The 21,703-nt window shown below is 62.8% G+C and carries 25 protein-coding genes and 1 pseudogene; 12 read left to right on the forward strand and 14 right to left on the reverse strand.

The window, feature by feature from the left end:
* A pseudogene (locus CQ14_RS38595) lies at nt 1-1,070 on the forward strand (hypothetical protein); the annotation flags it as partial.
* A 154-nt stretch (nt 1,071-1,224) separates the two neighbouring features.
* Here the strand turns inward: CQ14_RS38595 and CQ14_RS38600 are convergent.
* Nucleotides 1,225-1,491, reverse strand: a complete 267-nt coding sequence (locus tag CQ14_RS38600) for a hypothetical protein (RefSeq protein WP_057862980.1) — start codon at nt 1,489-1,491, stop codon at nt 1,225-1,227.
* A gap of 757 nt (nt 1,492-2,248) precedes the next feature.
* Here CQ14_RS38600 and CQ14_RS38605 point away from each other — a divergent pair.
* From CQ14_RS38605 to CQ14_RS38620, 4 genes are all read left to right on the forward strand, one after another.
* Nucleotides 2,249-3,379, forward strand: coding sequence for a DUF2336 domain-containing protein (locus tag CQ14_RS38605; RefSeq protein ID WP_063800484.1), 1,131 nt, complete (start codon nt 2,249-2,251; stop codon nt 3,377-3,379).
* A gap of 274 nt (nt 3,380-3,653) precedes the next feature.
* Complete coding sequence (locus CQ14_RS38610) at nt 3,654-4,076, forward strand: DUF5413 family protein (RefSeq protein ID WP_057862981.1); 423 nt, start codon at nt 3,654-3,656, stop codon at nt 4,074-4,076.
* 181 nt (nt 4,077-4,257) lie between these two features.
* Nucleotides 4,258-6,333 (forward strand): sensor histidine kinase, encoded by a 2,076-nt coding sequence (locus tag CQ14_RS38615; protein WP_057862982.1) that lies wholly within the window; start codon nt 4,258-4,260, stop codon nt 6,331-6,333.
* Complete coding sequence (locus tag CQ14_RS38620; RefSeq protein WP_057862983.1) at nt 6,330-6,983, forward strand: response regulator; 654 nt, start codon at nt 6,330-6,332, stop codon at nt 6,981-6,983. Before CQ14_RS38615 ends, CQ14_RS38620 begins: the two co-directional genes overlap by 4 nt.
* A gap of 51 nt (nt 6,984-7,034) precedes the next feature.
* Here CQ14_RS38620 and CQ14_RS38625 read toward each other — a convergent pair whose 3' ends face one another.
* Both CQ14_RS38625 and CQ14_RS38630 read right to left on the reverse strand, forming a co-directional pair.
* Nucleotides 7,035-7,340, reverse strand: a complete 306-nt coding sequence (locus tag CQ14_RS38625; RefSeq protein WP_057862984.1) for a DUF6719 family protein — start codon at nt 7,338-7,340, stop codon at nt 7,035-7,037.
* Between the two features lies 1 nt (nt 7,341).
* A complete protein-coding gene (locus tag CQ14_RS38630; protein WP_057862985.1) occupies nt 7,342-7,716 on the reverse strand; it encodes a hypothetical protein in 375 nt (124 codons plus the stop codon).
* Between the two features lie 36 nt (nt 7,717-7,752).
* Here CQ14_RS38630 and CQ14_RS44270 point away from each other — a divergent pair, with 36 nt between their 5' ends.
* Nucleotides 7,753-8,109, forward strand: a complete 357-nt coding sequence (locus CQ14_RS44270) for a hypothetical protein (RefSeq protein WP_156435840.1) — start codon at nt 7,753-7,755, stop codon at nt 8,107-8,109.
* Nucleotides 8,110-8,290: 181 nt separating this feature from the next.
* Here CQ14_RS44270 and CQ14_RS44275 read toward each other — a convergent pair whose 3' ends face one another.
* The 4 genes from CQ14_RS44275 to CQ14_RS38645 form a co-directional block, all read right to left on the reverse strand.
* Nucleotides 8,291-8,620: a hypothetical protein gene (locus tag CQ14_RS44275; protein ID WP_156435841.1), complete on the reverse strand. Its 330-nt coding sequence runs from the start codon at nt 8,618-8,620 to the stop codon at nt 8,291-8,293.
* Between the two features lie 17 nt (nt 8,621-8,637).
* On the reverse strand, nt 8,638-8,832 hold the full coding sequence (locus CQ14_RS44280) for a hypothetical protein (protein ID WP_156435842.1): 195 nt from the start codon (nt 8,830-8,832) through the stop codon (nt 8,638-8,640).
* A gap of 488 nt (nt 8,833-9,320) precedes the next feature.
* Nucleotides 9,321-9,569 (reverse strand): GCG_CRPN prefix-to-repeats domain-containing protein, encoded by a 249-nt coding sequence (locus tag CQ14_RS38640; RefSeq protein ID WP_057862987.1) that lies wholly within the window; start codon nt 9,567-9,569, stop codon nt 9,321-9,323.
* Nucleotides 9,570-9,606: 37 nt separating this feature from the next.
* Complete coding sequence (locus CQ14_RS38645) at nt 9,607-9,846, reverse strand: hypothetical protein (RefSeq protein ID WP_057863080.1); 240 nt, start codon at nt 9,844-9,846, stop codon at nt 9,607-9,609.
* Between the two features lie 257 nt (nt 9,847-10,103).
* Here CQ14_RS38645 and CQ14_RS38650 point away from each other — a divergent pair, with 257 nt between their 5' ends.
* Nucleotides 10,104-11,066 (forward strand): AraC family transcriptional regulator, encoded by a 963-nt coding sequence (locus CQ14_RS38650; protein ID WP_057862988.1) that lies wholly within the window; start codon nt 10,104-10,106, stop codon nt 11,064-11,066.
* Between the two features lie 114 nt (nt 11,067-11,180).
* On the forward strand, nt 11,181-11,735 hold the full coding sequence (locus CQ14_RS38655; protein WP_082650229.1) for a DUF4112 domain-containing protein: 555 nt from the start codon (nt 11,181-11,183) through the stop codon (nt 11,733-11,735).
* Between the two features lie 175 nt (nt 11,736-11,910).
* Here CQ14_RS38655 and CQ14_RS38660 read toward each other — a convergent pair whose 3' ends face one another.
* From CQ14_RS38660 to msrA, 5 genes are all read right to left on the reverse strand, one after another.
* Nucleotides 11,911-12,192 carry a hypothetical protein gene (locus CQ14_RS38660; protein WP_057836034.1) on the reverse strand — a complete coding sequence of 94 codons (282 nt, stop codon included), beginning with the start codon at nt 12,190-12,192 and terminating at the stop codon, nt 11,911-11,913.
* A 225-nt stretch (nt 12,193-12,417) separates the two neighbouring features.
* Nucleotides 12,418-12,582: a DUF3309 family protein gene (locus CQ14_RS42980; protein ID WP_065753344.1), complete on the reverse strand. Its 165-nt coding sequence runs from the start codon at nt 12,580-12,582 to the stop codon at nt 12,418-12,420.
* Between the two features lie 242 nt (nt 12,583-12,824).
* A complete protein-coding gene (locus CQ14_RS38665) occupies nt 12,825-13,199 on the reverse strand; it encodes a hypothetical protein (protein ID WP_063800485.1) in 375 nt (124 codons plus the stop codon).
* Between the two features lie 118 nt (nt 13,200-13,317).
* Entirely contained in the window at nt 13,318-13,728 is a 411-nt protein-coding gene (gene msrB / locus CQ14_RS38670) for a peptide-methionine (R)-S-oxide reductase MsrB (protein ID WP_057862989.1), read from the reverse strand.
* A 103-nt stretch (nt 13,729-13,831) separates the two neighbouring features.
* Complete coding sequence (gene msrA / locus CQ14_RS38675) at nt 13,832-14,551, reverse strand: peptide-methionine (S)-S-oxide reductase MsrA (protein WP_057863083.1); 720 nt, start codon at nt 14,549-14,551, stop codon at nt 13,832-13,834.
* A 268-nt stretch (nt 14,552-14,819) separates the two neighbouring features.
* On the opposite strand from msrA, the gene CQ14_RS47965 reads away from it, so the two are divergent.
* Both CQ14_RS47965 and CQ14_RS47970 read left to right on the forward strand, forming a co-directional pair.
* Nucleotides 14,820-15,908: a tetratricopeptide repeat protein gene (locus tag CQ14_RS47965; protein ID WP_347337185.1), complete on the forward strand. Its 1,089-nt coding sequence runs from the start codon at nt 14,820-14,822 to the stop codon at nt 15,906-15,908.
* A 35-nt stretch (nt 15,909-15,943) separates the two neighbouring features.
* A complete protein-coding gene (locus CQ14_RS47970) occupies nt 15,944-16,528 on the forward strand; it encodes a caspase family protein (protein WP_347337186.1) in 585 nt (194 codons plus the stop codon).
* A gap of 123 nt (nt 16,529-16,651) precedes the next feature.
* Here the strand turns inward: CQ14_RS47970 and CQ14_RS38685 are convergent, their stop codons facing one another.
* Nucleotides 16,652-17,767 carry an ATP-dependent DNA helicase gene (locus CQ14_RS38685; RefSeq protein WP_057862990.1) on the reverse strand — a complete coding sequence of 372 codons (1,116 nt, stop codon included), beginning with the start codon at nt 17,765-17,767 and terminating at the stop codon, nt 16,652-16,654.
* A 187-nt stretch (nt 17,768-17,954) separates the two neighbouring features.
* Between CQ14_RS38685 and CQ14_RS38690 the strand changes: the two genes are divergently transcribed.
* Nucleotides 17,955-19,163 carry an LLM class flavin-dependent oxidoreductase gene (locus CQ14_RS38690; RefSeq protein ID WP_057862991.1) on the forward strand — a complete coding sequence of 403 codons (1,209 nt, stop codon included), beginning with the start codon at nt 17,955-17,957 and terminating at the stop codon, nt 19,161-19,163.
* A 49-nt stretch (nt 19,164-19,212) separates the two neighbouring features.
* Here CQ14_RS38690 and CQ14_RS38695 read toward each other — a convergent pair whose 3' ends face one another.
* Entirely contained in the window at nt 19,213-20,127 is a 915-nt protein-coding gene (locus tag CQ14_RS38695) for an ABC transporter substrate-binding protein (RefSeq protein ID WP_156435849.1), read from the reverse strand.
* Nucleotides 20,128-20,728: 601 nt separating this feature from the next.
* Here CQ14_RS38695 and CQ14_RS38700 point away from each other — a divergent pair.
* On the forward strand, nt 20,729-21,679 hold the full coding sequence (locus CQ14_RS38700; protein ID WP_057862993.1) for a sulfonate ABC transporter substrate-binding protein: 951 nt from the start codon (nt 20,729-20,731) through the stop codon (nt 21,677-21,679).
* The last annotated feature ends 24 nt before the right edge of the window (nt 21,680-21,703 follow it).

Genomic DNA, 21,703 nt, shown 5'->3' on the forward strand with positions numbered 1-21,703 from the left:
CGATGCCGCCGCAGCCGCCCGGCATGCGCGGCTTCCGCGACATTGCGGCCGACGCCGACGATCTCGGCCGCGCCGCGGCGCAAGCCAACCGCAACGCGCGGAAGACCTACGCTAACGTGCCGTCGCCCTCGCCGGAATTTGACCGGCTCGAGCCGAGCATGGAAAACCGCGGCGCCGATCCCGACGCGCCGTACTCGTACGACGAATCGCAGCAGGAGGCCGACCGCTACGCGCCGCCGCAGATGCCGCCGTCGCGCGAGCGCCCGCGGCTCACGCAGGATCGCGAGCCCCCGAAAAAGCGCGCCCGCACCGGCGCCGCGTTTCCGTTCAAGAGCGCGATTGCGGTCGGCATCGTGCTCATCCTGGTTGGCGCCGGCATTCTGTGGGGCAAGACGGTCGTCTCGACCGTCAGCGGCCTGTTCAAATCCACGTCCGTGGTGGAAGCGCCGAAGGATCCGGCAGCGCCCCAGTCGCGCCCGAAGATTCCCGATCGTGTCGGCCAGCCGTCGTCGAGCGAGAACGTGGCGCCGGTGGCGCAGCGCGTCGTGCTCTATGACGAAGATCCCTCCGATCCCAAGGGCAAGCAGTATGTCGGCTCGGTGATCTGGCGCACCGAACCGATCAAGGCGTCGGGCAACCAGAAGCCTGATATCGCCGTGCGCGCCGACATCGAAATCCCGGACCGCAAGTTCAAGATGACGATGTCGTTCCGCCGCAACACCGACTCCTCGCTGCCGGCGAGCCACACCGCAGAACTGACCTTCATCCTGCCGCAGGATTTTACGGGTGGCGGCGTCGGCAACGTGCCGGGCATTCTGATGAAGTCCAACGAGCAGGCCCGCGGCACGCCGCTCGCAGGACTCGCGGTGAAGGTCACCGACGGCTTCTTCCTGGTCGGCCTCTCCAACGTCGATTCCGATCGCGCCCGCAATCTGCAGCTCCTGAAGGAGCGCTCCTGGTTCGACGTGCCGCTGGTCTATGTCAACCAACGCCGCGCCATCATCGCGATCGAAAAGGGATCTCCCGGCGAGCGCGCGTTCAACGACGCGTTTGCGACTTGGGGGGAGTGACTTGGGGGGAGTGAGAGGCGCTCTCAAGCCTGAGCTGATCTCGTTGCTCCATCAAATCGATCGCCGCGCACCTTGATGTAATAGTCCAATAAAAAACGGCCTCAGCATATTCTGCTGAGGCCGTTTGCATTCAGGATCGAGCGAGGCGACCGCCTCACTCGGCGGCGGCGGCGCGCCTGCGCGCGGCTTCGCGGTCCATCACGGCGCGGCAGCCCGGGCTGACATGGGCGCGGTTCCTGGCCATGCAGGCGGTGATCCTCGGAACGTTGGGGACTTCATGGCCGCATAGCCGCATGGCGTCGCCGGTGCACATCTGCTGCGCCTCCGACGAGAAGGCGAGGCCTGGGCTTGCGGAAAGCGCCGTCGCCGCGCAGGCAATGGCGAAGAGAAGTGCGATTCTGCTTGTGTGATGGAAGGTCATTTGAGCCGATCCCCAAGGGGTTGCAAGGGTTGCGCGCGGTGCTGGCCGCTTGTTTATTGGGGGCGCTGCACGCGGTTTGCGCTGCCGCACGCGTCATCCTTCACCGGGAAGTCACCCGGTGTGGTTGCTCGATTTCTGCCGATGTCCGAATCAAAAAGTGCTGCGCCGCCCGCCAAGAATTATGCGCCAATGCGGCGAAGCTGCAATGCTCGCGTCAACACTTCTCTGGACTGTTGCGAGCGCGCCACGTCACGCGAAGCGCAGATGTGAGTCGAGGATTTGACGCCGCGCGTTTGCCAGGTCGATGAGTTCCGAAGACAGGACGAGCGCGGGTCTCCGCCTCGCCGTCCGCAGCTTCAGTTGAACGGCGCTTCAGGCGGGCACGATCGGCCGCGCACCATCCCGATCTCCGCGCCCCCTTGCTTTCGGAGGCGGCGTCGGCCGGCCCGGCCGCCGCAGCCGACAGGGCCAGTCCTTCCGCTCGGCAAAAACTCCGTACAAATGCGGAAAATCCGACGTTCGGAACAACCACCCGTTAGGGAAGCCTGGCGTACGATGAGCGGCTGTTGCTCGCGCGCGCGGCATTGCTTTCGTTGGGGTTAAGGGCTGCCGAAATCAGCCTTTCGGGTGGCACTCACATGCTCGTTCGTTCCGCTGCCGATGCATCCATCAAGCCGCCGGCCATCCGCGCGGTGGAATGGGCGCTGCGGCAAGCGCCGCGGTGCGCTGAGGCGATCCGGATGGAGCCGGGATAACCATGCCTGCCGCATCGTCCGACCTGCGCGCGGAATTGAACGGCGCCGAAACGGGGGGACCCGAGCACGACGCCCAAATGCTGGAGGAGGTCACCGACCTCTATCTCTCCAGTGTCGATCGGCTGAGCGAATCCCAGATCGGGGCCGTCGATGGTGTCCTCGCCCAACTGGTCGGGCGGGTGGAAGCCGCAACCTTGCAACAGCTCAGCGAAGCCCTCTGCACCATCGAGCAGGCGCCGCGCCAGACCATCCGCAACCTGGCGTTCCATGACAACGCTCTGGTCGCCGGGCCCGTTCTGAGACATTCCGTCTGCCTGTCGGAAAAGGATCTCCTCGAGATCATCCAGACCCGCAGCCAGCAGCATTTGCTGGCGATCTCCGACCGGAAGACGCTCAACGAGGCGCTGACGGACGCCTTGATGCGATTTGGCGACGTCAACGTCTCCAACGCGCTGGCACGAAACGCCGGTGCACGCTTTTCCGAATGCGGTTATGCGACGCTGGTCGGACGGGCGGAGAAGGATGAACATCTCGCGGAAAAGCTCGGCGTTCGCCTGGACATTCCCGGCAACCTGCTGCGGGAGCTGCTTGGCCGGGTGGCCGACGTGGTCCGCGCCCGGTTCCTGACGGCGTCGCGGCCTGTCGCGCGGAAAGGCTCTGCCGCGGTGACCGCCGGACAGGCCGGCCCGGCCCGCAAGGCGATCGACTATACCAAGGCGCAGAACGAGGTCGTTGCGCTCAACCGCACCGGCAAGCTCAACGATTCAATTGTGAACCGGTTTGCGGTGCGGGGCGAATACACCCACGTGGTCGCAGCACTGGCGCTGAAGGCGGACGTCAAGGTCGAGGCCATCGAACCCTTCCTCGCGCCCGACCGGGTGTACGGATTGATTGTCGCGTGCAAGGCCGCCCGGCTGAGCTGGTCGACGACGACGATGATCGTTCGCAACCGGCCCAACTGTCCGCCATCCACGGACCGGGAACTCGAGCAGTGCGTCGCAGTGTACGAGACCCTGCTGCTGTCGGTGGCGCAATGGACGATCCGGTTCGGCTCCGACCGGATCCTTGGAAAGAGCAACGAGGCTGCCGCGGCAGCCCCTGCCGCCAAGGGCAAAGTGAAGCAATCAGCCTAGCGGTCCGTTCATCCTGCGAGCAAGGGTTCCGGATTCGCGGAGCCTGTCATCGGACACGCATTCGTACGGCCCGTTGGATCCATCCGGGCTGCGATCGCGCAGGCTGGCGGCCTCTTGACTCTCCCCTGACCGGATTTGAAATTGCCCACCGCCAAAAGCGCGGATGAGAAACTGGATCATGTCCGGTTTTCGAACATGCGCGGCTGGTCCGATGGAGAGCCTTGCTTTTTCGACAGCTTGTTTCCCAATACATGGACTCGACGCAGAGGTCGCCATGAAACGCTATCTGATCTTCGGGGCCATCGGCCCGCTCGTCGGCGGGTTCTTGATGCTGCTCGCGACCACGGTCACTTCGGGTTACTGGACCGACACCAGCTGGTCGGAGATCGGCACGTTTCTCGGCGCCTTCGTCAAGACGCTGCAGTACAGCTATTTGTTCGGCCTCGTGCCGGCGCTGATGGTCGGCGCCATCGACGACATTCTCTATCACATCAAGCGCATTTCTTTCGTGGTGCGGCTGCTGCTCGTCGCCGTCATCGGCTTTGCCGCATCGTCGTTGCTCTACGGCTCGCGTGGCCCGGACACCGGCGTGGTGCAGTTTTTGCTCTACGGCCTCGTCGGCATGGTGCCGGCGACGCTGTCGTCCTGGCTGTCGCACAAATACGCGGATGCGCCGCAGCCGGTGCATTCGACGTGAGCGGCCGCGGCAGCGTTCTCCCGGGAGCCTGCTTGTCGGCGGGGCTTGGCTGCGGGCGTCAGGAATTTCCTGACCGTTGCCCGCCGATATGATGCTTGGCAGAGCACGAGCGAGCTGATCCGATCGGGGAATTCAACGTAAGGGAACGCATCGCATTGTCTGTTATTGCCGGCATCAAGATATGCGCGCGGCCGTGATCACGGAGTTGGGGAACCGGATTTCCCCGGGTTTAAGCCGGCCGAAGGAAGGCGTCTGGCTTTTCACGGCCCTCGTGCTAACGGCCGCCATTCCAGTCCTGCTTCTCGGGGGATGGATGGCCTATATCACCGCCGATCAGGAACGCAGCTACGCTCGTGAGGCAGCCACAGAGGCGCTTACGCAAGTCGCGCACCGGATTGAAGGCGAGATCTCCCGTGAAATTCAGGTGGCCGAAACTCTTGCAAGCTCGGCGGCGCTCGATCGCGACAATTTGCAGAACTTTTATCTTGAGGCGACGCGGATCGTCGCTGCCCGTCCGCTATGGGAGACTGCCGCGCTGACAAAGCCGGACAAGGAACAGGTCCTCAACGTGCTGCGGCCCCTGGGTGCACCGCTCGGGCCGGTGACCGACACCGATAGCTTCAACGCCGTCGTTCGTACGCGAAAGCCGTTCCTCGGCGGGCTCGGTCCCTATCAAGCTGCAATCGGCAAGCAACTCGTGTCGCTACGTGTCCCGGTCATCAGGGACGATGAGCTTCGCTACGTTCTGACGATCGGCCTGTTGCCCGACCAGATCGGCACCATCCTCGGGCAAGCGGGATTGCCGGCCGGATGGGCTGGCACGGTCATTGACGCCAAGGAGAAGATCGTAGCGCGCACGCCCGACATGAAGGTTGGCAGGACGGGCGCGACGACACCTGCCGTACAGGAGGCCATGGCGCGCGGCTCGAACTCGCCCCGAACGCAGACGCGCGAAGGCGTCGACGTTGAAACCGTTCACCGCGTGCTCGCCGGAACGAATGGGTGGTCGGTCCATGTCGGCGTGCCGGTGTCGGAATTGAATGCGCCCGTATCCCGCTCGTTGCGGCTGTTGTTCGGCGGCACGGCGGCGAGCGTCGGCCTTGCCATTGCACTCGGTCTGGTGATCGCCCGGGAAATTGCCCAACGGCGGCGCCTGGAGGCGCTGCAGTCGGCGGCGGCGCTGTTGGACAGCGAAAAGCGAGGGGCACTCGCGATCGATGCTGCGGAACTCGGGACATGGCGCTGGGATCTCTCCGCAAACGAATTCAGCGGCTGCAACCGCTTCTGTGCGCTCCTGGGCCTGGCGGGCGCGCGATCGGGGGAAACCCGATGGTCGGCAGACCGGATTCTCGCGCTGGTCCAACCAGGACACCGCACGGCACTGACCTCATTCGCGACCGATTGTATCGAGAGCGGCAGATCGAACAGCGTCGAGTTCGCGTTTCAATCGGATGATCGGAGTGAACACTGGCTGCGCGCGGCGGGAAGAGCCGAAGGACCGGCCCACCGTCGGCATGTGATTCACGGCGTACTCGCCGATATCGATATTCTCAAGCGTGCGGAGGCGGAAAGGTCTCATTTGCTTCGACGCCTCGCGTCGGCCCAGGAAGAGGAGCAGCGCCGGATTTCGCGGGAACTGCATGACCAGATCGGGCAGACAGTGACCGGGCTGTCACTCGGCCTGAAAGCCCTGGAGCAGGGGCTAGCCAAAGGTGGTCACGGCGAAGCGGCGACGGAACAGCTACGGTGGCTGGAACAGCTCGCCGCGCAGATCGGCCGCGACATTCATCGTACAGCTTCAGACCTGCGCCCCACGGCCATCGATGACCTCGGCACCTTCAAGGCGATCGAAGCCTATGTCGCGGAATGGCAGGAACGTTATGGCGTTCGCGTCGATATCCAGACCTTTGGACGTGACAATTCGCTGCCTCCCGATGTAGCCGCCGTTCTGTACAGGTTGGTTCAGGAGGGATTGACCAACGTCCTGAAGCACGCGAGCGCCAGCAAAGTGAGCATTGTGCTGGAGAAGAAGCCGGAAGGGCTGGCGCTGGTTATCGAGGACGATGGCATCGGTTTTGACCCCGAGACCGTGTGCCGGCTTGCATCAGGCAGTGGTCGGACGTCGGGATTGGGCCTCTCCGGCATGAAGGAACGGGTTGCCCTCCTCGGCGGCTCGATCGCCATCGAGGCCTCGCAAGGAAAGGGAAGTACGATTTTTGTTCAGATCCCGCTGGAAGCGTCGGAGGCCGTCGGATGAGCCCCGTTCGCATCGCACTTGTTGACGACCATCCCGTCGTGCTCGCTGGCATCCGCGCGCTGCTCCAGGGCGTTCCGGAGGTTGAGCTGGTCGGCGAAGCGAACACCGGAGCCACGGGCTTGAGGGCCATTTGTGACTCCTCGCCCGATATTGCCGTCATAGATCTTTCGTTGCCTGACATCAGCGGGATGGAGCTTGCGCGTCAGGTTCGCAAGCAATGCCCCGACGTAAAGATCATCGCTCTTACCGTCCATGAGGATCGTGCGTATGTGCATCCGGTGCTTGAAGCGGGAGCCAGGGGGTATCTGTTGAAGCGATCCGCCGCGGACGAGCTGCTTCGCGCCATCCGAGCCGTCAATCAGGGCGGCATCTACCTCGATCCAATGATCGCTGAGAAGGCTGCGATGAATGCGCCCGAACTTGCGGTGCCGCAAGCGAGCGATGGCGGCGAACTCAGCCGGCGCGAAGAGGACGTCCTCAAGCTTGTCGCTCAGGGTTTCAGCAACAAGCAAATCGCAGGACAGCTCGAGGTGAGCGTCAAGAGCGTAGAGACGTACAAGGCGCGTGCGTCCGAAAAGAAGGGACTTCACAGCCGCGCGGATATCGTTCGCTATGGCATCAAGCAGGGCTGGCTCGCCGCGCCGAACTGAAACGGGCAGGCATCTGCGCCTTGCGCCGAACGGCGGGACGCGTCTGCCGCGCTATTTGGCGAAACCCGGGCGCTGAACGCCCTTCAGATCGCTCAGCGGTATGCAGCTCTTCTTCCGGCGCTGATTCCGTTGGGCACCTTGAACTTTCAGGACCTTACCTGCCGAACACGAGCCGTCATCGACATAGATGGTCGAGTATGGATCCATCATCAAAGGTTCGTAAGAGTATATTTTCTGTGCGAACGACGGCTGCGCCGTGAACAGGATCACCAGCAGCGCTACGAGGCCGACAGGCTCGCGACCGGTTGCAACGCCTGAGGTGTAGCCACCGTTCAAGCCGGCTTTGATCAGGGACACCTCATCGATCCCTTCGAAGCCCAGGTGTCTCTGCCGCCGGGCGAGGGCCGCGCGATTTGCCGTGGATGACATCCGTCACCTGGATCAGGTGGCGCGCGTATGCCTCCTTCAATCTTCCAATCATTTCGGTGTTTTCTTCTGATGCGATCAAGCCAAAAGCATCGTCCTTGCGGACCAGCAGGCCGTTGGCGCAAAGTCCATCGAGCGCTTTTGCCGTTTCGGATTCGCCAGCGTAGATGCGCGCCGCAACCCGCGCCACGCACCAGCGCTTCTCCGGATTCGACCAGATCAGGAGCAGCGCTTCGATCTGGGCGACCGAAGCAATGTGCTTCAATATGAAGTCCCTGATGTCGCCGGGGACGTGTTGCGATGCCATGCCGTCGGCTGATGTTGTTGGTCTTGGCAATGCCGGATGCCTGAAACCGAGATCTTCCTGGTCTTCGAGAAAACAACGGAGCGATGCGCTCCCTGTGATTTCTCACCCGGTATGATGCTCCGGCAAAGCGCAGCCGCCTGCGCTTTCTCGCGGTGCCGCGGGCTGCTCCATTTCGAGCATTGCTCGTGCCGCCTCGCTTTCGTACTCGTCGACCAACGGCTGAAGCTTCGCCGAAAATTTCGAGTCGGCGGCGCCGATCGCCAGGCGCTTGAAGAAAAATGCTCGATCGTACAGTTGCTTGCTCCGGTGCTGCTTGAGCGACTTGTCGTTCGTTTGGTTCACCGCCTGCCCCCTTGGAAGTTACATGCCTCGTTCGTTCAATCGCCATCCTAAAGCCCAGCGCCATGGCGACGCGTCAGGAAAAACCTGTCAACTGTCATGTCCGAGTTAGCATTCGACGGCACTTTCGCTGTTCATGAAGATGAATGGGCGGGTATTTGGTGTGCTGTGTCTTGGCGCGAGTCGTTGTTGCAGATCAGGCAGATCGCTCTGGACGTAAGCCGGCCGTTGACGCCTAGCCGTTCGTAACGGTGCGGCGTCCGTTCCGAACACGGTACGCAGTAGGCCAATGGTTGCTTGCCGACTGTCTTGCTGGTGAACATTTCGAGCCCCCTGTCTTGCCGATCAGACTTTCGTTGATTGCTTGTCTGGCGAATTCCTTCTGATCGCTGTCGTCGTGATCAGAAACAGGCCGAGGATGCCGGCGGAAACGAGGGCGTCGACCCTTCAGTGCCGCAGGAGGAACTCCCAGACCGCAATTGATGAAAACGGCCATCAGGAAGGCGGCAACGCCGGCGCGCGCAACGAAGAAAATTAGCGCGACAACCAGATCCATGATCCTCATTGTCGGCTCACTTCTTGTCATTCCTTGCTTGCAAGAAATTCGATCGTGACAAGGCCGAAAATGAGAGCCGCGCAGATCAGTGCCTGCTCCCGAAGTGCGGAGCCGGGAACGCCCAGACTGTAATGTACGACGTGCGCCAATGAGTACGCCACGGCAGCCGCGCTCACCATCACGACAAGAAACGTAACTGCGAGATGGACGAATCTGTTCACCTGTCGTCACCTCATGCTTTCGACGTGCCAAAAGACGTTGCGATAACCGTTGATCGGCCCGCTTGCACCCCATGCGCGCCCCGCGCAAATCGGCGGCATAATAGGAATGGCGACTGATCGGAGAACGTCAGGAAATTCCTGTCAGGAGCGAGATGCGGCGATGACAGCCTTCCTCGCCGTCATTGCGAGGGGGACCGGGCGCGCATTCGCGCCAACCCGTTGGCTCGCAACGGCCTGCGATAGTCCATCGTTGGATGGATATCGCTGCGCTCCACCCAGCGACAGTGACAGCCTCGAGCGAGGCGTCGCCCTGCAGCAAAAACGGCGGACCTTTCGGTCCGCCGCTCATGCGCATGTGTCTGCAGTACGCTTACGTGATCGAAAGCCCCGTGCCCTCGTCAACCTAGGTTGAGCATCATTGTAGATTTCTTTCGCGGCCGATCTATCCGGTAAATGCCGGGGGCGGGGCGGCGATTGGCGGTCGCGCGTCAGGTCCCGTTGGCGCGGCAGCGGCCGTAGGGGCCGGGGTACCAGCCGCGCGGACAAGCGTGCAGCCAGGGCCGCGCGTAGTTGCGGCGGCAGCCGCCATAGGGACCGCGGTGCCAGCCGCGGCCGCAGCCGCCGGCGACCTCGATGACGTCGCTGTTTGTTGAGGGCGTGAGCGGCGCCACCGGCATGGCGCTGGCGCCGCCAATCATCATGCCGAAAACGAAAGCAGCGGTGATCAGTCTGTTCATGATGCCTTTCCCGATCTGTTCAACAAGACGCCGACCGTCAGCCGCCGGCGAACGCGATGCCGGCGCGGACCTCACCGATCGCCTGGTCGATCAACTGCATGGCGCGCTCGCGGTGGCCGCCCTTGTTCGGCGTCGCGGCGCCGAGTTCGGCGCGGGCCGATTGCAACAGGCCGATGCTGGCGGTCATGTGCGGCTGCGCGCCGATGGCGTAGCCGATGCCCATGCTGGCGGCGATCGCTGTGCCGAGCAGCGCCTTGCGGACGAATGATGTCGTCATCTCCTGGTCTCCTCCTTGGTTTTCACGCGCGAGCCATTTCGCTACCGGCATGCCGGCCCCGGTGGCCGCTGCCGCCGCACGGTTAAGCCCGGCCGCAGGCCGCGTCTTGGACTGGCGGGCGCTGGACAATCAGGCATTTGGACTGTCCGGCGCTGTTTCCTTCACAAGAGCGTATTGCTAGGCTCGGACGCCTTCGGCCGGCGTTCATCCGGCCGCGGCCAGACTACATTGCGTTGCCCACCAGAATTTTCCCGCTGATGCCCGTCCTCAAGAAAATGCTGTCGACCGACATGCTGCCCGAAGGCTTGAGCGAGCGGCAGCGCTTCATGTTTTTCGCCGAGCTGTTCGAGCATTTTTCCAACACCGGCGAACTCGACCCGGCCGAGGACGTGCCGTTCCGGGCGGCGATGAATTCGATCCATGTCGGCACCACCATGCTCGGCCGCTGCGACGGCACCTTCACCACGGTGCGGCGCGAGAAGCGCCAGGTGCTGGCGACCAATGACGACCGCTATTGCCTGGCGCGCAACACCGGCAGCCGCGAATCCCGCGTCACCCATCGTGGCCGCGAATTCACGATGCGGCCGGGATCGATGGCGCTGCTGAAACTCGACGAGCCGTTCTTCGCCGCCGACGGCATGAACCAGAAGCGCTTCACCAACGTGCATCTGCCGATGGCAACCTTGAAGGCGCTGGTGCCCGATGTCGACAATCTGGTCGCCCGCGAACTGGAGTCGGGCGGGGCGCTGTCGCTGGCAATGGACTACAGCGATTTGCTGCTGCGCCATCCGGGCGCCGTCGACGAGGCGGGCTTTGCCATTGCCAATCACCTGATGGATCTGGCGGCGCTCGGCCTCGGCGCGCGCAGAGATGTCGCCGCGAACGCGCAACGCGGCGGCGTGCGCGCGGTGCGGCTGCAGAGCGTGCTGATGATCCTGCAAAAGCGTTTTGCGGAGCCGGATTTTTCCGCGCAGAAACTCGCCGCCGCCGCCGGCCTGTCGGAGCGCTATGTCAACGAATTGCTCTATGAGGCCGGCGCCAGCTTCACCATGCGCCTCCTTGAGTTGCGGCTGCGCAAGGCGGCGGAGCTATTGGCGGTGCCTGCCGGGCGGCGCATCAGCGACATTGCCTTCGATTGCGGCTTCAACGACCTGTCCTATTTCAACCGCTGCTTTCGCCGCCGCTTCGGCCTGACGCCAACGGCGGCGCGGGGGCGATAGGGCCGAATGCGCGCGTATTCCGCAAAATTGTCACCGGCTTTTGCGATCAGACTTGGCCCGCGTGACAAGCGATAATTTGACGCAACTTGTACCTCGCATTCGCGTTACCATCTGATGACCATGTCAAACGACGATATCTATACGCCGCCGCGGTCGCGCTCCGGGTCATCCTCCCGGACGCGCGCGGCCGGGCGCGGCCCGGTCATCGACCAGGAAGGGCGCGAACTTCCCGAGGCGAACCTGCACACGCAGTTCGAGGGATTGCGGTTCGATTTCGGTCAATCCACCGCCAATCCGTTCAGCGAACTGACGCGCGAGCAGCGGATTGCGCGGCTCGATGCCATCGCAAAGCTTCTGGATGTCGCCTTCATCGTGCCCGGCACCAATTTCCGCTACGGCATCGACGGGCTGATCGGCCTGATCCCGGTGATCGGCGATATCATCACGACGGCGATCTCGCTGTGGATCGTCCGCGAGGCGCGCGCGCTGGGTGCGCCCTGGCACATCACGGCGCGGATGCTCGCCAATGTCGCGGTCGACGGCGCGGTCGGCCTGGTGCCGGTGGCGGGCGACGCCTTCGACGTCATGTTCCGCGCCAACGTCCGCAATGTGCGCATGCTCAGGCGCTGGCTCGACAGGCAGCCGCGCCAGAGCTTCGGTTCTGATTAAATCAGAATCGAAACTCTAGATTCTGGTTTTGACGCGTTTTCTACCGCAGATAAGTTCACGCAATCTGCGCAAACTTGATTGCTATGCGAACCGGTACCCACTGCGCTCGAAAACGCCATAACAAAAACGCCCCCGGAATGGTTTCCGGGGGCGCGCGCTTTGAAGCTCTGAAAGCTCAGGCCGCGTCGGCCTTGTCCTCGGTCGCGGCCGGGCGCGGACGGCGCGGCAGCGGGAAGGCTTCGCTTTCATACAGCGAGCGGATGCCGCTCTGGTCGAAGCGGGCTTCCTCGACCTGCAGGTAGGCGCCATTCAGCGAATCCGCCGGCAGCTCCTCGATCGCGAAGCGAACCGCTTCCGCCGCGGTGCCGAAACGCCGATAGGCAAACCCGGCCCGCTTCTTCTTGCGGATCGCGGCGGGAAAGAGTTCGGCGGCGGTGTTGTAGCTGAAGGGACGCATGGACGGTGACCTCAATCTTTTGCGGCTCTTGCGTGTGAGCAATGGGGATTGGATGACGGTGGGGCCACAGTGGCGGGCCGCGCCGTGCACGTCATTTCAGAGCCTAATATAAGCTTCTTTGACGGAAATGCGACCCCCGAAGCCCGACATCGGGGGTGATGATGAATCCACGCATGGCTGCGGGGAACAAAAATTTAATCAAGTTATTTCAATAGCTTAATTGGCCTAGATCTTGCCGAGCAGCAGCAGGATCAGGAGCACGATTAAAATCACGCCAACGAGCCCCATGCCGGAATGGCCGTAGCCATAGCCATAGCCCCTGACGCGGCCGGAAAAGCCGCCCAGGAGGATGATGATCAGGATGATGACGAGGATCGTGCCAAGCGTCATGACGCGCGCTCCAAGGGCCCGCGGGCGGCGAGAAACGGCTCCCGCAGCCCGGATCAAAGCACATTCCGGGCCGCGAGTCCTTGGTCGATCCGCCGAAAGGGGGACGGTCCGCGCTTCCCTTCTGTCTCCGCGGAGAGAACCCTCATCCGGCGCCGCAGCCGATGCGAAGCATCGGCCTTCTAAGAGACGGCGGCCGAAGGCCGCCTATGCCACCTTCTCCCACAAGGGGAGAAGGCAAGAGATCACTTCTTGCTCTCGTCGATCGGCAGCACCTTCAGCGGCGTTGGATAGGGCTCGACGCGAAGGCTATCGCTGGCGATCAGGCCGATCTTGTGCAGCGGCGACTGTTCGAGATCGCCGCCGGCGGACTTGCGCACCGCGTATTGCCACACGCTCATCGACCCCTTGGCGACCAGCATCTTGGCAACGCCGCCGGCATTTTGGCCCTCGATCTGGGCGAGATCGCCTTCGCTGATCCCGATCACGATCTCGTCCTTGGTGGTGATGACCTTGAACAGGGAGACCTTGTCGGCGGCGAGGGCAGGCTGAATCACAACGCTCTCCATGATGAAGGTGGCAAGCCCGAGACCGAGCAGCAGGCGTTTGGAAATGGGCATCTGAACATCCTTGTATTGCGCGCCGAGCCGGCCGGGAAAAACGCCCCACCAAACAAAAGCCCCGCGCGACCAGCTCTTGGTCGCACGGGGATTGGAACAAGTTCGAGTAGTACCGAAACTATTTCGGCTGCAGCTTCAGCGCCGCCGAATTGATGCAGTAGCGCAGGCCGGTCGGGCCGGGACCGTCAGGGAAGACGTGGCCGAGATGGCCGTCGCATTTCGAGCACAACACCTCGGTGCGGATCATGCCGTGGCTGACATCGCGCTCCTCGTCGACATGACTGTCCACGGAGGGCGCGGTGAAACTCGGCCAGCCGCAGCCGGAATCGAACTTGGCGTCGGATTCGAACAGCGTCTGGCCGCAGCCGGCGCAGGTATAGGTGCCCTTGCGGTGCTCGTGCTCATATTCGCCCGAGAACGGCCGCTCGGTCGCCTTCTCGCGCAGCACGGCGTACTGCATCGGCGTCAATTCGCGGCGCCACTCGGCCTCGCTCTTGACGACCTTGCCGGATGTTTTGGTGTCGGACATGAATTCTCCTCTCGTTAATCGTCATTGCGAGCGCAGCGAAGCAATCCATGTCGCGGCAAGGGGATAGATGGATTGCTTCGCTTCGCTCGCAATGACGAGCGTATCAGTTCGTAGCCTTCGCGCTGCTCACCAGCGTCGGCTTCTCGATGTAGTTCTCCGCAAAAATCTTCTTCAGGTTCTCGATCTTCGGGATGTCGTTGAAGACAATATAGGGCTGGGTCGGGTGCAGCGTCAGGTAGTCCTGGTGGTAGTCTTCCGCTGCAAAGAACGCCTGCAGCGGGCCGACCTTGGTCACGATCGGCTTCTTGTAGACCTTGGCGGCGTTGAGCTGGGCGATATAGGCCTCGGCCACCTTCTTCTGCTCATCATTGGCGGTGAAGATCGCCGAGCGATATTGCGTGCCGACGTCGGGGCCCTGGCGGTTCAACTGGGTCGGATCGTGCACGACGGAGAAAAAGATCTGCAGGATCTTGCCATAGCTGATCTTCTTCGGATCGTACTTGATCTCGACGGATTCGGCATGGCCCGTCGTGCCGGTGCCGATCATGGTGTAGTTCGCGGTCATCTTGCTGCCGCCGGAATAGCCGGACACCGCGTTGAGCACGCCGGCGGTGTGCTGGTACACGCCCTGGACGCCCCAGAAGCAGCCGCCGGCGATCACGGCGGTCTGGATGCCGTCGGCGGCCTGAACGTCGATAGCAGGGGGCGGAATGACGACGGCTTCCTCCGCGGCGCGCGACGGCCCGGCGGAGAACGCGGCGACGGCCAGCGCGCCGATGGCGGCAGCGCATAGCGAGAGGCGGCTGAAATGGCGAGGGGACATGGTTTCCTCTTTCGGCATTGGTTGGGGGCAGTCTAGAGCGGGACCGGCATTTCGCAAATCGGCTCAGATTTCTCGCCGACGCCCAAGATACGGCGCCGGGCCGATATTGTTACGGCGCGCGTCACACGAGTTCGTGAAGAAAGCGATGCCTGCGCAAGGCCTTAAGGCAGGGCGATTGGCCGCGCTTGACCGATACAGGCCACCCTTTTCACTATGAACCGATGGTCGCGTGTCGCGACCAAAATCCATGCGCCGGAGCGTTTTGCCGATGTTGCGGGCCTTGTTGCTGGGTCTTGTCATGCTCGCTGCCGCCGGCCCCGCGCGGGCCGCCGGCGATATCGACACCTGCCGGAATTCCACGGCGGAACCGGTGGCGCGCCTCGCCGCGTGCGAGAGCGTGATCGCCGACGACAAGATCACCGGTCCCTCCCGCGCGGCCGCCTTCGGGTACCGCGGCGACTCCCTGATGAAGAAGCGCGATTACGACGGCGCGATTGCGGCCTTCACCGCCGCGCATGAGATCGCGCCGCAGAATATCAACATCATCAACGCGCGCGGCATTGCCTACAGCTACAAGGGCGACGACGAGCGGGCATTGGCCGATTATGATTTGTGCCTGCAGCTGCGCCCGACCTACGGCAGCGCCTACAACAACCGCGGCCTGATTCTCATGCGCAGGGGCGAACTGCAGCGGGCGCTCGACGAGCTAAACCAGGCAGTCAAGTTCATCTCGAACGATCAGAGCCGCTTTCTCCACCACTACAACCGGGCACGCGTGGAGGGATTGCTCAATCAGTACGACGCCTCGCTTGCCGATTACGCCGAAGCGCAAAAGGTCAATCCCGACGGGCCACAGGTTCCGGCCTACCGCTGCATCACCTATACGAGCATGGGCAAGTTCGATGAGGCGCTCGCCGACTGCAACGCGGCATTGGCAAAAACGCCGAACCAGATCTACACGCTGACCAGCCGCGCCAATGCGTATCTCGGCAAGGGCAATCTCGACGCCGCGCTCGACGATTACAACCAGGTGCTCAAGACCAATCCGAACTACGTTCGCGCCTATGTCGGTCGCGGCCAGCTTTTCGAAAAACGCCGCAACGTTACCGCCGCGCGCTCCGATTATCGTTCGGCGGCCAACGCGGTGGCGGCGAGACGCGACGACATCGACACCACCCTGGCGCGCGGTATCGCCAAGGAGCGGTTGGAGGCGCTGTTGGGTGCGGCGTCGCCGGCTCCGGCGGGCAAGGCTGCGCCGTCGTCACCGGTCGGCCCGCGCAAGGTCGCGCTGATCGTCGGCAACGGCGCGTACAGGAACGTGGCGCCGCTCGATAATCCGCCGCGCGACGCCAACTGATCGCCTCGACCTTTCGTGAACTCGGCTTTGCCACGGTGACGCTGGCGTCCGATCTCGGGCGGGACAAATTCTTCGCCTCGCTGCACGAATTCGGCCAGGAGGCCGAAAAGGCGGATTGGGCCGTGGTCTACTATGCCGGCCACGGCATGGAGATCGGCGGCGTGAATTACCTGATCCCGGTCGATGCCCGGCTGAAGGCCGACAGCGACGCGGAGACGCAGGCGGTCGCGCTCGAACAGGTGATTGCCGCGGTTGCGGGTGCGAAAAAGTTGCGGCTGGTGATGCTCGACGCCTGCCGCGACAATCCCTTTGAAAAGACCATGCAGCGGACGATTGCGCTGAAGCTGGTCAATCGCGGCTTCTCCAACATCGAGCCGGAAGCCGGCTTCATGGTGGTCTACGCGGCCAAGCACGGCGAGACCGCGCTCGACGGCGATTCCATCAACAGCCCGTTCGCCACGGTGCTCGCGCGTGTCATCAAGGAGCCGAGGATCGAGGTGCGAAAACTGTTCGACATTGTCCGTGATGATGTCTGGAAGGTCACCAACCGCACGCAACAGCCGTTCACCTACGGCTCACTGCCGGGGCGCGAGGATTTCTACTTCGTGGCGGGGAAATAGCTTGGCCCTCATCGTGAGGAGGCGCGTTAGCGCCGTCTCGAACCATGAGGCCCAATATCGCCCGTGGCCATCCTTCGAGACGCGCGCGATGCGCGCTCCTCAGGATGAGGTCTCAGTGCGTGTCTACACCACCACGCTCAGCCTTTTCGCCGCGCGCGTAATCCCCGTATAGAGCCATCTCGCCCGGCTGTCCTGGAACGCAAAGCTCTCGTCGAACAGCACGACGTCGTCCCATTGCGAGCCCTGCGACTTGTGCACGGTCAGCACATAGCCGTAGTCGAACTCGTCATAGGGCTTGCGCTGCTCCCACGGGATCGTCTCGATGCCGCCTTCGAAGCAATCCTGGCGCACCGAGACCTTGGTGACCTTGTGGCCGAACTCTTCGTCGGGCGAGAGCCGCATGCTCAGGATCTGCGATTTCGATCGCGGCTGGGTGCGCGACTTCACCCGCCACAGCCCGCCATTGAACAGGCCCTTCTTGCGGTTGTTGCGCAGGCAGACCAGCTTGTCGCCCGCGACCGGCAGGGGATCCTCGATGTGCTGCTTCTGGCGCACGCGCATGTTGTAGGCGCGGCGGGTGTTGTTGCGCCCGACCAGCACCTGGTCGGCGCTCATCACGCGGTCCGGATCGAGCTCGCTGCGCGGCACCACCTCGCTCTCGCCGTGGCGGCCGATTTCGAGTTCGCGGCCCTCGCGGATGTCCATCGACATCCGCACGATCGGGTCGTCCTGCGCCTGGCGGTGCACTTCCGTCAGCATCGCGTCGGGCTCGCAATTGGTGAAGAACCCGCCGCCCTGGATCGGCGGCAACTGCGCGGGATCGCCGAGCACGAGCAGCGGGCAGTCGAACGACATCAAATCGCGGCCAAGCTCGGCGTCGACCATCGAACATTCGTCGATCACGATCAGTTTTGCCTTCGAGGCCGGCGCGTCGTCCCACAGCTCAAAACTCGGTTGCTCGACGCCGGATTCCTTGGCGCGATAGATCAGCGAGTGGATGGTGGAGGCGTTGTCGCAACCCTTGTTGCGCATCACCAGCGCCGCCTTGCCAGTAAAGGCCGCATACTTCACCCCGCCGTCGACGCCTTCGGCGATATGGCGCGCCAGCGTGGTCTTGCCGGTGCCGGCATAGCCGAACAGGCGGAAGACGGGCGGCGTGCCGTTGCGACCGGGCTTTGCCTTCAGCCAGTCGGCAACGGCCTTCAGCGCGGAGTCCTGATGCGGCGTGAACGTGGTCATGGGGTCCGGATGGAACGAAGAGCGGGCGGAAGGCCGCGACTCAACATAGGCGTAAGCTAACCATTCGCGCGTTCCATGCAAGACAACTTCCGTGGCGCGGAATTGCCATTTCGCTACCGAGGCTGGACTTGCGATTTGCGGAGAATACACTGTCCGAAAATAACAAGCAGTCCTTGGGAGTGGCGTCATGAAATTCGGAATCTTCTACGAGCTGCAACTGCCGCGCCCCTGGCAGGAGGGCGACGAGCTCCGGCTCTACCAGAACGCGCTGACGCAGCTCGAGACCGCCGACCGGCTCGGTTATGACTACGCCTGGGTGGTTGAGCATCATTTTCTGGAAGAATACTCGCATTCGCCCGCGCCGGAATCCTTCCTCGCCGCCGCCAGCCAGCGGACCAAACAGATCCGCCTCGGGCACGGCATTTTCCAGCTCACGACAAATCATCCCGCGCGCGTCGCCGAGCGCGTCGCGGTGCTCGATCTCCTCAGCAGCGGACGCTGCGAATTCGGCATGGGCGAGAGCGCCTCCATCACCGAACTGACGCCGTTCGGCCGCGACATGGAAACCAAGCGCGAGGTGTTCGAGGAGGCCGTGCAGGCGATCTTCCCGATGTTCACCAAGGTGGGCACCGAACATCACGGCAAGTATTTCGACATCCCCTTGCGCAACGTGGTGCCAAAACCCGTGCAGAAGCCGCATCCGCCGCTGTGGATGGCGTGCTCGCAACTTCCGACCATCGAGCGCGCGGGAGAAAACGGCTTTGGCGCGCTCGGCTTCCAGTTCGTCAGCGCGGACGCGGCGCATGCCTGGGTGCATGCCTACTACAACGCGATCACCAAGCGGCTGAAGAAGCTGGCGGACTACGAGATCAATCCGAACATGGCGCTGGTGTCGTTCTTCATGTGCGCCGAGACGGATGAGGAAGCGCGCCGCCGCGCCGACGGCGCCACCTTCTTCCAGTTCGCGCTGCGCTATTACGGCCAGTCGCAGAATCGGCAGCGCCCCGATCCCGGCACCGTCAACATGTGGGACGAGTACAACAAGTGGAAGCGGGACAACCCGGAAGCGCAGGAGGCGGCGCTGCGCGGCGGCCTGATCGGATCGCCGGAAACCATCCGCAAGAAGTTGCGGCGCTTCCGCACCTCCCACATCGACCAGGTGATCCTGCTCAACCAGGCCGGCAAGAATACCCACGAGCATATCTGCGAGTCGCTCGAACTGTTCGCCAAGGAAGTGATGCCCGAATTCGAGCACGATCCCGAACACGAGGCGTGGAAGAAGGGCGTGCTGAGCGGCGCGATCCAGCTCGAAGAGATCGATACCGAGGCGTTCAGGGACCGCTACGGCAAGCTCGCGATCAACGTTGCGCCGACGGCGAAGGTGGCCGCAGGTTAGAGGCCCCGGGGCGAAACGAGGCGGCGCGATCGCGCCGCCTCGTTCAGTGTTAGTTGGAGTTCGCTGCTGCGGTGAAGCTCCGGTCGACCGCCTTGCCGACGTCGAGCTTCTTCGAGAGGATGCCGTAGCGCGTGGCGCGGTCGGATGCTTCCTGAACCTCGCGAACGATGTTCTCGTCGATCGCAATCGGGCTGGTGCGTTGCGCCTTATAGGCACTCAACAATACGTCTTCGGGCAGCTTCGTGAGCTCGGCGGTGTTCTTCGCATATTCGCCGAGATGATCGAGTGACCACAGCCGGGCCTTGTTGAGCCGCTGCACGAGATCCTGCACGGCGGCACGCTTGCTGACGATGGCGCTATCCGAGGCGACGATGAAGGTGACGGTGGGAGTGAGGCCTTCGCCGTTGGCAACGATCCGCGCATTGTCCTTCAGTGTCGCATAGGACACGTAGGGCTCCCACACCGTCCATGCGTCGATCGAGCCCGCCACCAGCGCGGTCTTCGCGTCTACTGGCCCGAGCGGCGCAAAGGTTGCGTCCTCGATCTTGTATCCGGCCTTCTCCAGCGTCGCGTCGATGAGGAACTGGCCCCAGCCGCCGCGCGTCCCGGCCAGCCGCTTGCCCTTGAGATCGGCGATGGTCTTGATTGAAGAGTCCTGGCGAACCAGAATCGCTTGCGTCCTGGCATCGGAGCGGGTGCCGCCGATGGCTTTGATCGGCGCGCCGGCGGCATACACGGTCAGGAACGACAGATCACCGGTATAGCCGACATCGAGCGCGCCTGCGTTCAGCGCTTCGAGGATTGGTGCTGCAGCAGGAAATTCCGACCATTCGATCTTGTAGGGCAAATCCTTCGCGTAGCCTGAAATCTCCAGCAAGGAACGATTGCCGCCCTTCTGGTCGCCGACGCGAAGCACGACCGTGTCGGCCGCCAGCGCCGATGCTCCGATCGCTGCGCTGATCATCGCGCCGAACAATGCTGTACCGAAGCTGCGAAGGCGCGCGCGGGTGCCTGATTCAAGTTTGGTTGCATTCATATTGTTGCTCTTTCCATGTCATCTGTCGTGTTGCTTGACGCAATCAGCGATGCACGAAGTGTACGAGCAACAGTACTGCGATCAACGAAATGGCTGACTGAAGATTCTGCCGAACGTGCAATGAACGTCTCGGCTTTGGAGTTGCGGCGAATGTTGTCTGCTGAATGCCGCGCGAGGAAGAGTTCGCGCCAACAGAGTCGCAATTCGTTGTCAGCGCGCTGCGAATGTAATCTTTCTACGCCGAGCTACAATCGCAGATAAAAGATTTCCAGGCGTTCACCATTCGACACTCATCGTCATCTCGATCACGGCGTCGTGCGAACTGAACGACGTGTGATTAGAAGATGTGCATCGCGCGACGACAAGCAAAATTGCGTCACAGCACATCGTGATCCGGAATAATCCTGTCGCGGTATGCCAAGGGCGTAGTGCTGTCATTGCTATTTTTGCAGGGCACTCGACACTCGTTCGAAGCGTCATCATCATTCCAGTATCGCATCGCAGGAAGGCGATCGTTCAGGAGATTTTGATGAAGCGTCGTGAGTTCCTTAAACTGTCGCTTGGTGCAACGGCGGCGGCATCGCTGTCGTCCGCGGCGCGTGCGCAAGCGCCTCTCAAGGAAATCCGGATCGGCTACCAGAAGACCGGCGTGCTGGTGATCGCGCGGCAGCAGGCCGTGCTCGAAAAGCGGTTTGCCGGCAAGCAGATCGGGATCAGGTGGATCGAGTTCACCTCGGGGCCGCCTCTGCTCGAAGCCATGAGCACCGGCAGCGTCGATCTCGGCGCGGTCGGCGATACGCCGCCGATCTTCGCGCAGGCTGCGAACGCCAATGTCGTTTATGTCGCGGGATCGCGGATCACCAACGGGCAGGGTATTCTCGTGCCCGCCAACTCAAACATCCGCAGCATTGCCGACCTGAAGGGCAAGCGGGTCGGATTTACCAAGGGTAGCAGCGCGCACAACGTGGTGATCGCCACGCTGGAAAAGGCGGGGCTCACGTATGAGGATATCACGCCGGTCTATCTGACGCCGCCGGACGCGGGACCGGCATTCGCCAATGGCAGCATCGAGGCGTGGGCAGTGTGGGATCCGTATTTTGCGATCGGCGAGAAGCGCCAGAGCGGCCGAATCCTCGTCAACGCGCATGAAGTCGCTAAAACCAACTCGTTCTATCTGGCCAATCGCGATTTTGCGAACGCCCACGTTCGGGAAACCCGCGAGGTGATCGACGGACTGGCGGAGGCCGCGCGCTGGGCCGAGGCTAATCGTGCCGACGTCGCCAGCGCGCTCGCGGCGATCACCGGTGTGCCGCTGGAGGTTCAGACGATCGCTGCCAACCGCGCCTCTTTCCTGATCGGCCCCGTGACCGACGAGATCGTCACGACGCAGCAGGCGGTCGCCGACCGCTTTCACAAGCTCGGCCTGATCCCCAAGCAGATCGCCGTGCGCGACATCGTCTGGCGCCATACCCAGAGCTGAATTCCAAACAAAAGGATGTAACTC

It is taken from the genome of Bradyrhizobium lablabi (assembly GCF_001440475.1).
In the GTDB taxonomy this organism is placed as follows: Bacteria; Pseudomonadota; Alphaproteobacteria; order Rhizobiales; family Xanthobacteraceae; genus Bradyrhizobium; species Bradyrhizobium lablabi.

What these genes read in the sequence shown, in the direction of transcription:
- CQ14_RS38645 (WP_057863080.1), bottom strand. Translation starts at nt 9,846, where the DNA reads ATGACGACATCATTCGTCCGCAAGGCGCTGCTCGGCACAGCGATCGCC.
- CQ14_RS44270 (WP_156435840.1), top strand. Translation starts at nt 7,753, where the DNA reads ATGCCTGAAACCGAGATCTTCCTGGTCTTCGAGAAAACAACGGAGCGA.
- msrA (WP_057863083.1), bottom strand. Translation starts at nt 14,551, where the DNA reads ATGTCCCCTCGCCATTTCAGCCGCCTCTCGCTATGCGCTGCCGCCATC.
- CQ14_RS38665 (WP_063800485.1), bottom strand. Translation starts at nt 13,199, where the DNA reads ATGCCCATTTCCAAACGCCTGCTGCTCGGTCTCGGGCTTGCCACCTTC.
- CQ14_RS38650 (WP_057862988.1), top strand. Translation starts at nt 10,104, where the DNA reads ATGCCCGTCCTCAAGAAAATGCTGTCGACCGACATGCTGCCCGAAGGC.
- CQ14_RS47965 (WP_347337185.1), top strand. Translation starts at nt 14,820, where the DNA reads ATGTTGCGGGCCTTGTTGCTGGGTCTTGTCATGCTCGCTGCCGCCGGC.
- CQ14_RS38700 (WP_057862993.1), top strand. Translation starts at nt 20,729, where the DNA reads ATGAAGCGTCGTGAGTTCCTTAAACTGTCGCTTGGTGCAACGGCGGCG.
- CQ14_RS38660 (WP_057836034.1), bottom strand. Translation starts at nt 12,192, where the DNA reads ATGCGTCCCTTCAGCTACAACACCGCCGCCGAACTCTTTCCCGCCGCG.
- CQ14_RS38630 (WP_057862985.1), bottom strand. Translation starts at nt 7,716, where the DNA reads ATGGCATCGCAACACGTCCCCGGCGACATCAGGGACTTCATATTGAAG.
- CQ14_RS38605 (WP_063800484.1), top strand. Translation starts at nt 2,249, where the DNA reads ATGCCTGCCGCATCGTCCGACCTGCGCGCGGAATTGAACGGCGCCGAA.
- CQ14_RS38600 (WP_057862980.1), bottom strand. Translation starts at nt 1,491, where the DNA reads ATGACCTTCCATCACACAAGCAGAATCGCACTTCTCTTCGCCATTGCC.
- CQ14_RS38690 (WP_057862991.1), top strand. Translation starts at nt 17,955, where the DNA reads ATGAAATTCGGAATCTTCTACGAGCTGCAACTGCCGCGCCCCTGGCAG.
- CQ14_RS38615 (WP_057862982.1), top strand. Translation starts at nt 4,258, where the DNA reads ATGCGCGCGGCCGTGATCACGGAGTTGGGGAACCGGATTTCCCCGGGT.
- CQ14_RS38640 (WP_057862987.1), bottom strand. Translation starts at nt 9,569, where the DNA reads ATGAACAGACTGATCACCGCTGCTTTCGTTTTCGGCATGATGATTGGC.
- CQ14_RS38695 (WP_156435849.1), bottom strand. Translation starts at nt 20,127, where the DNA reads ATGATCAGCGCAGCGATCGGAGCATCGGCGCTGGCGGCCGACACGGTC.
- CQ14_RS44275 (WP_156435841.1), bottom strand. Translation starts at nt 8,620, where the DNA reads ATGAGGATCATGGATCTGGTTGTCGCGCTAATTTTCTTCGTTGCGCGC.
- CQ14_RS38610 (WP_057862981.1), top strand. Translation starts at nt 3,654, where the DNA reads ATGAAACGCTATCTGATCTTCGGGGCCATCGGCCCGCTCGTCGGCGGG.
- CQ14_RS38685 (WP_057862990.1), bottom strand. Translation starts at nt 17,767, where the DNA reads ATGACCACGTTCACGCCGCATCAGGACTCCGCGCTGAAGGCCGTTGCC.
- CQ14_RS38655 (WP_082650229.1), top strand. Translation starts at nt 11,181, where the DNA reads ATGACCATGTCAAACGACGATATCTATACGCCGCCGCGGTCGCGCTCC.
- CQ14_RS42980 (WP_065753344.1), bottom strand. Translation starts at nt 12,582, where the DNA reads ATGACGCTTGGCACGATCCTCGTCATCATCCTGATCATCATCCTCCTG.
- CQ14_RS38620 (WP_057862983.1), top strand. Translation starts at nt 6,330, where the DNA reads ATGAGCCCCGTTCGCATCGCACTTGTTGACGACCATCCCGTCGTGCTC.
- msrB (WP_057862989.1), bottom strand. Translation starts at nt 13,728, where the DNA reads ATGTCCGACACCAAAACATCCGGCAAGGTCGTCAAGAGCGAGGCCGAG.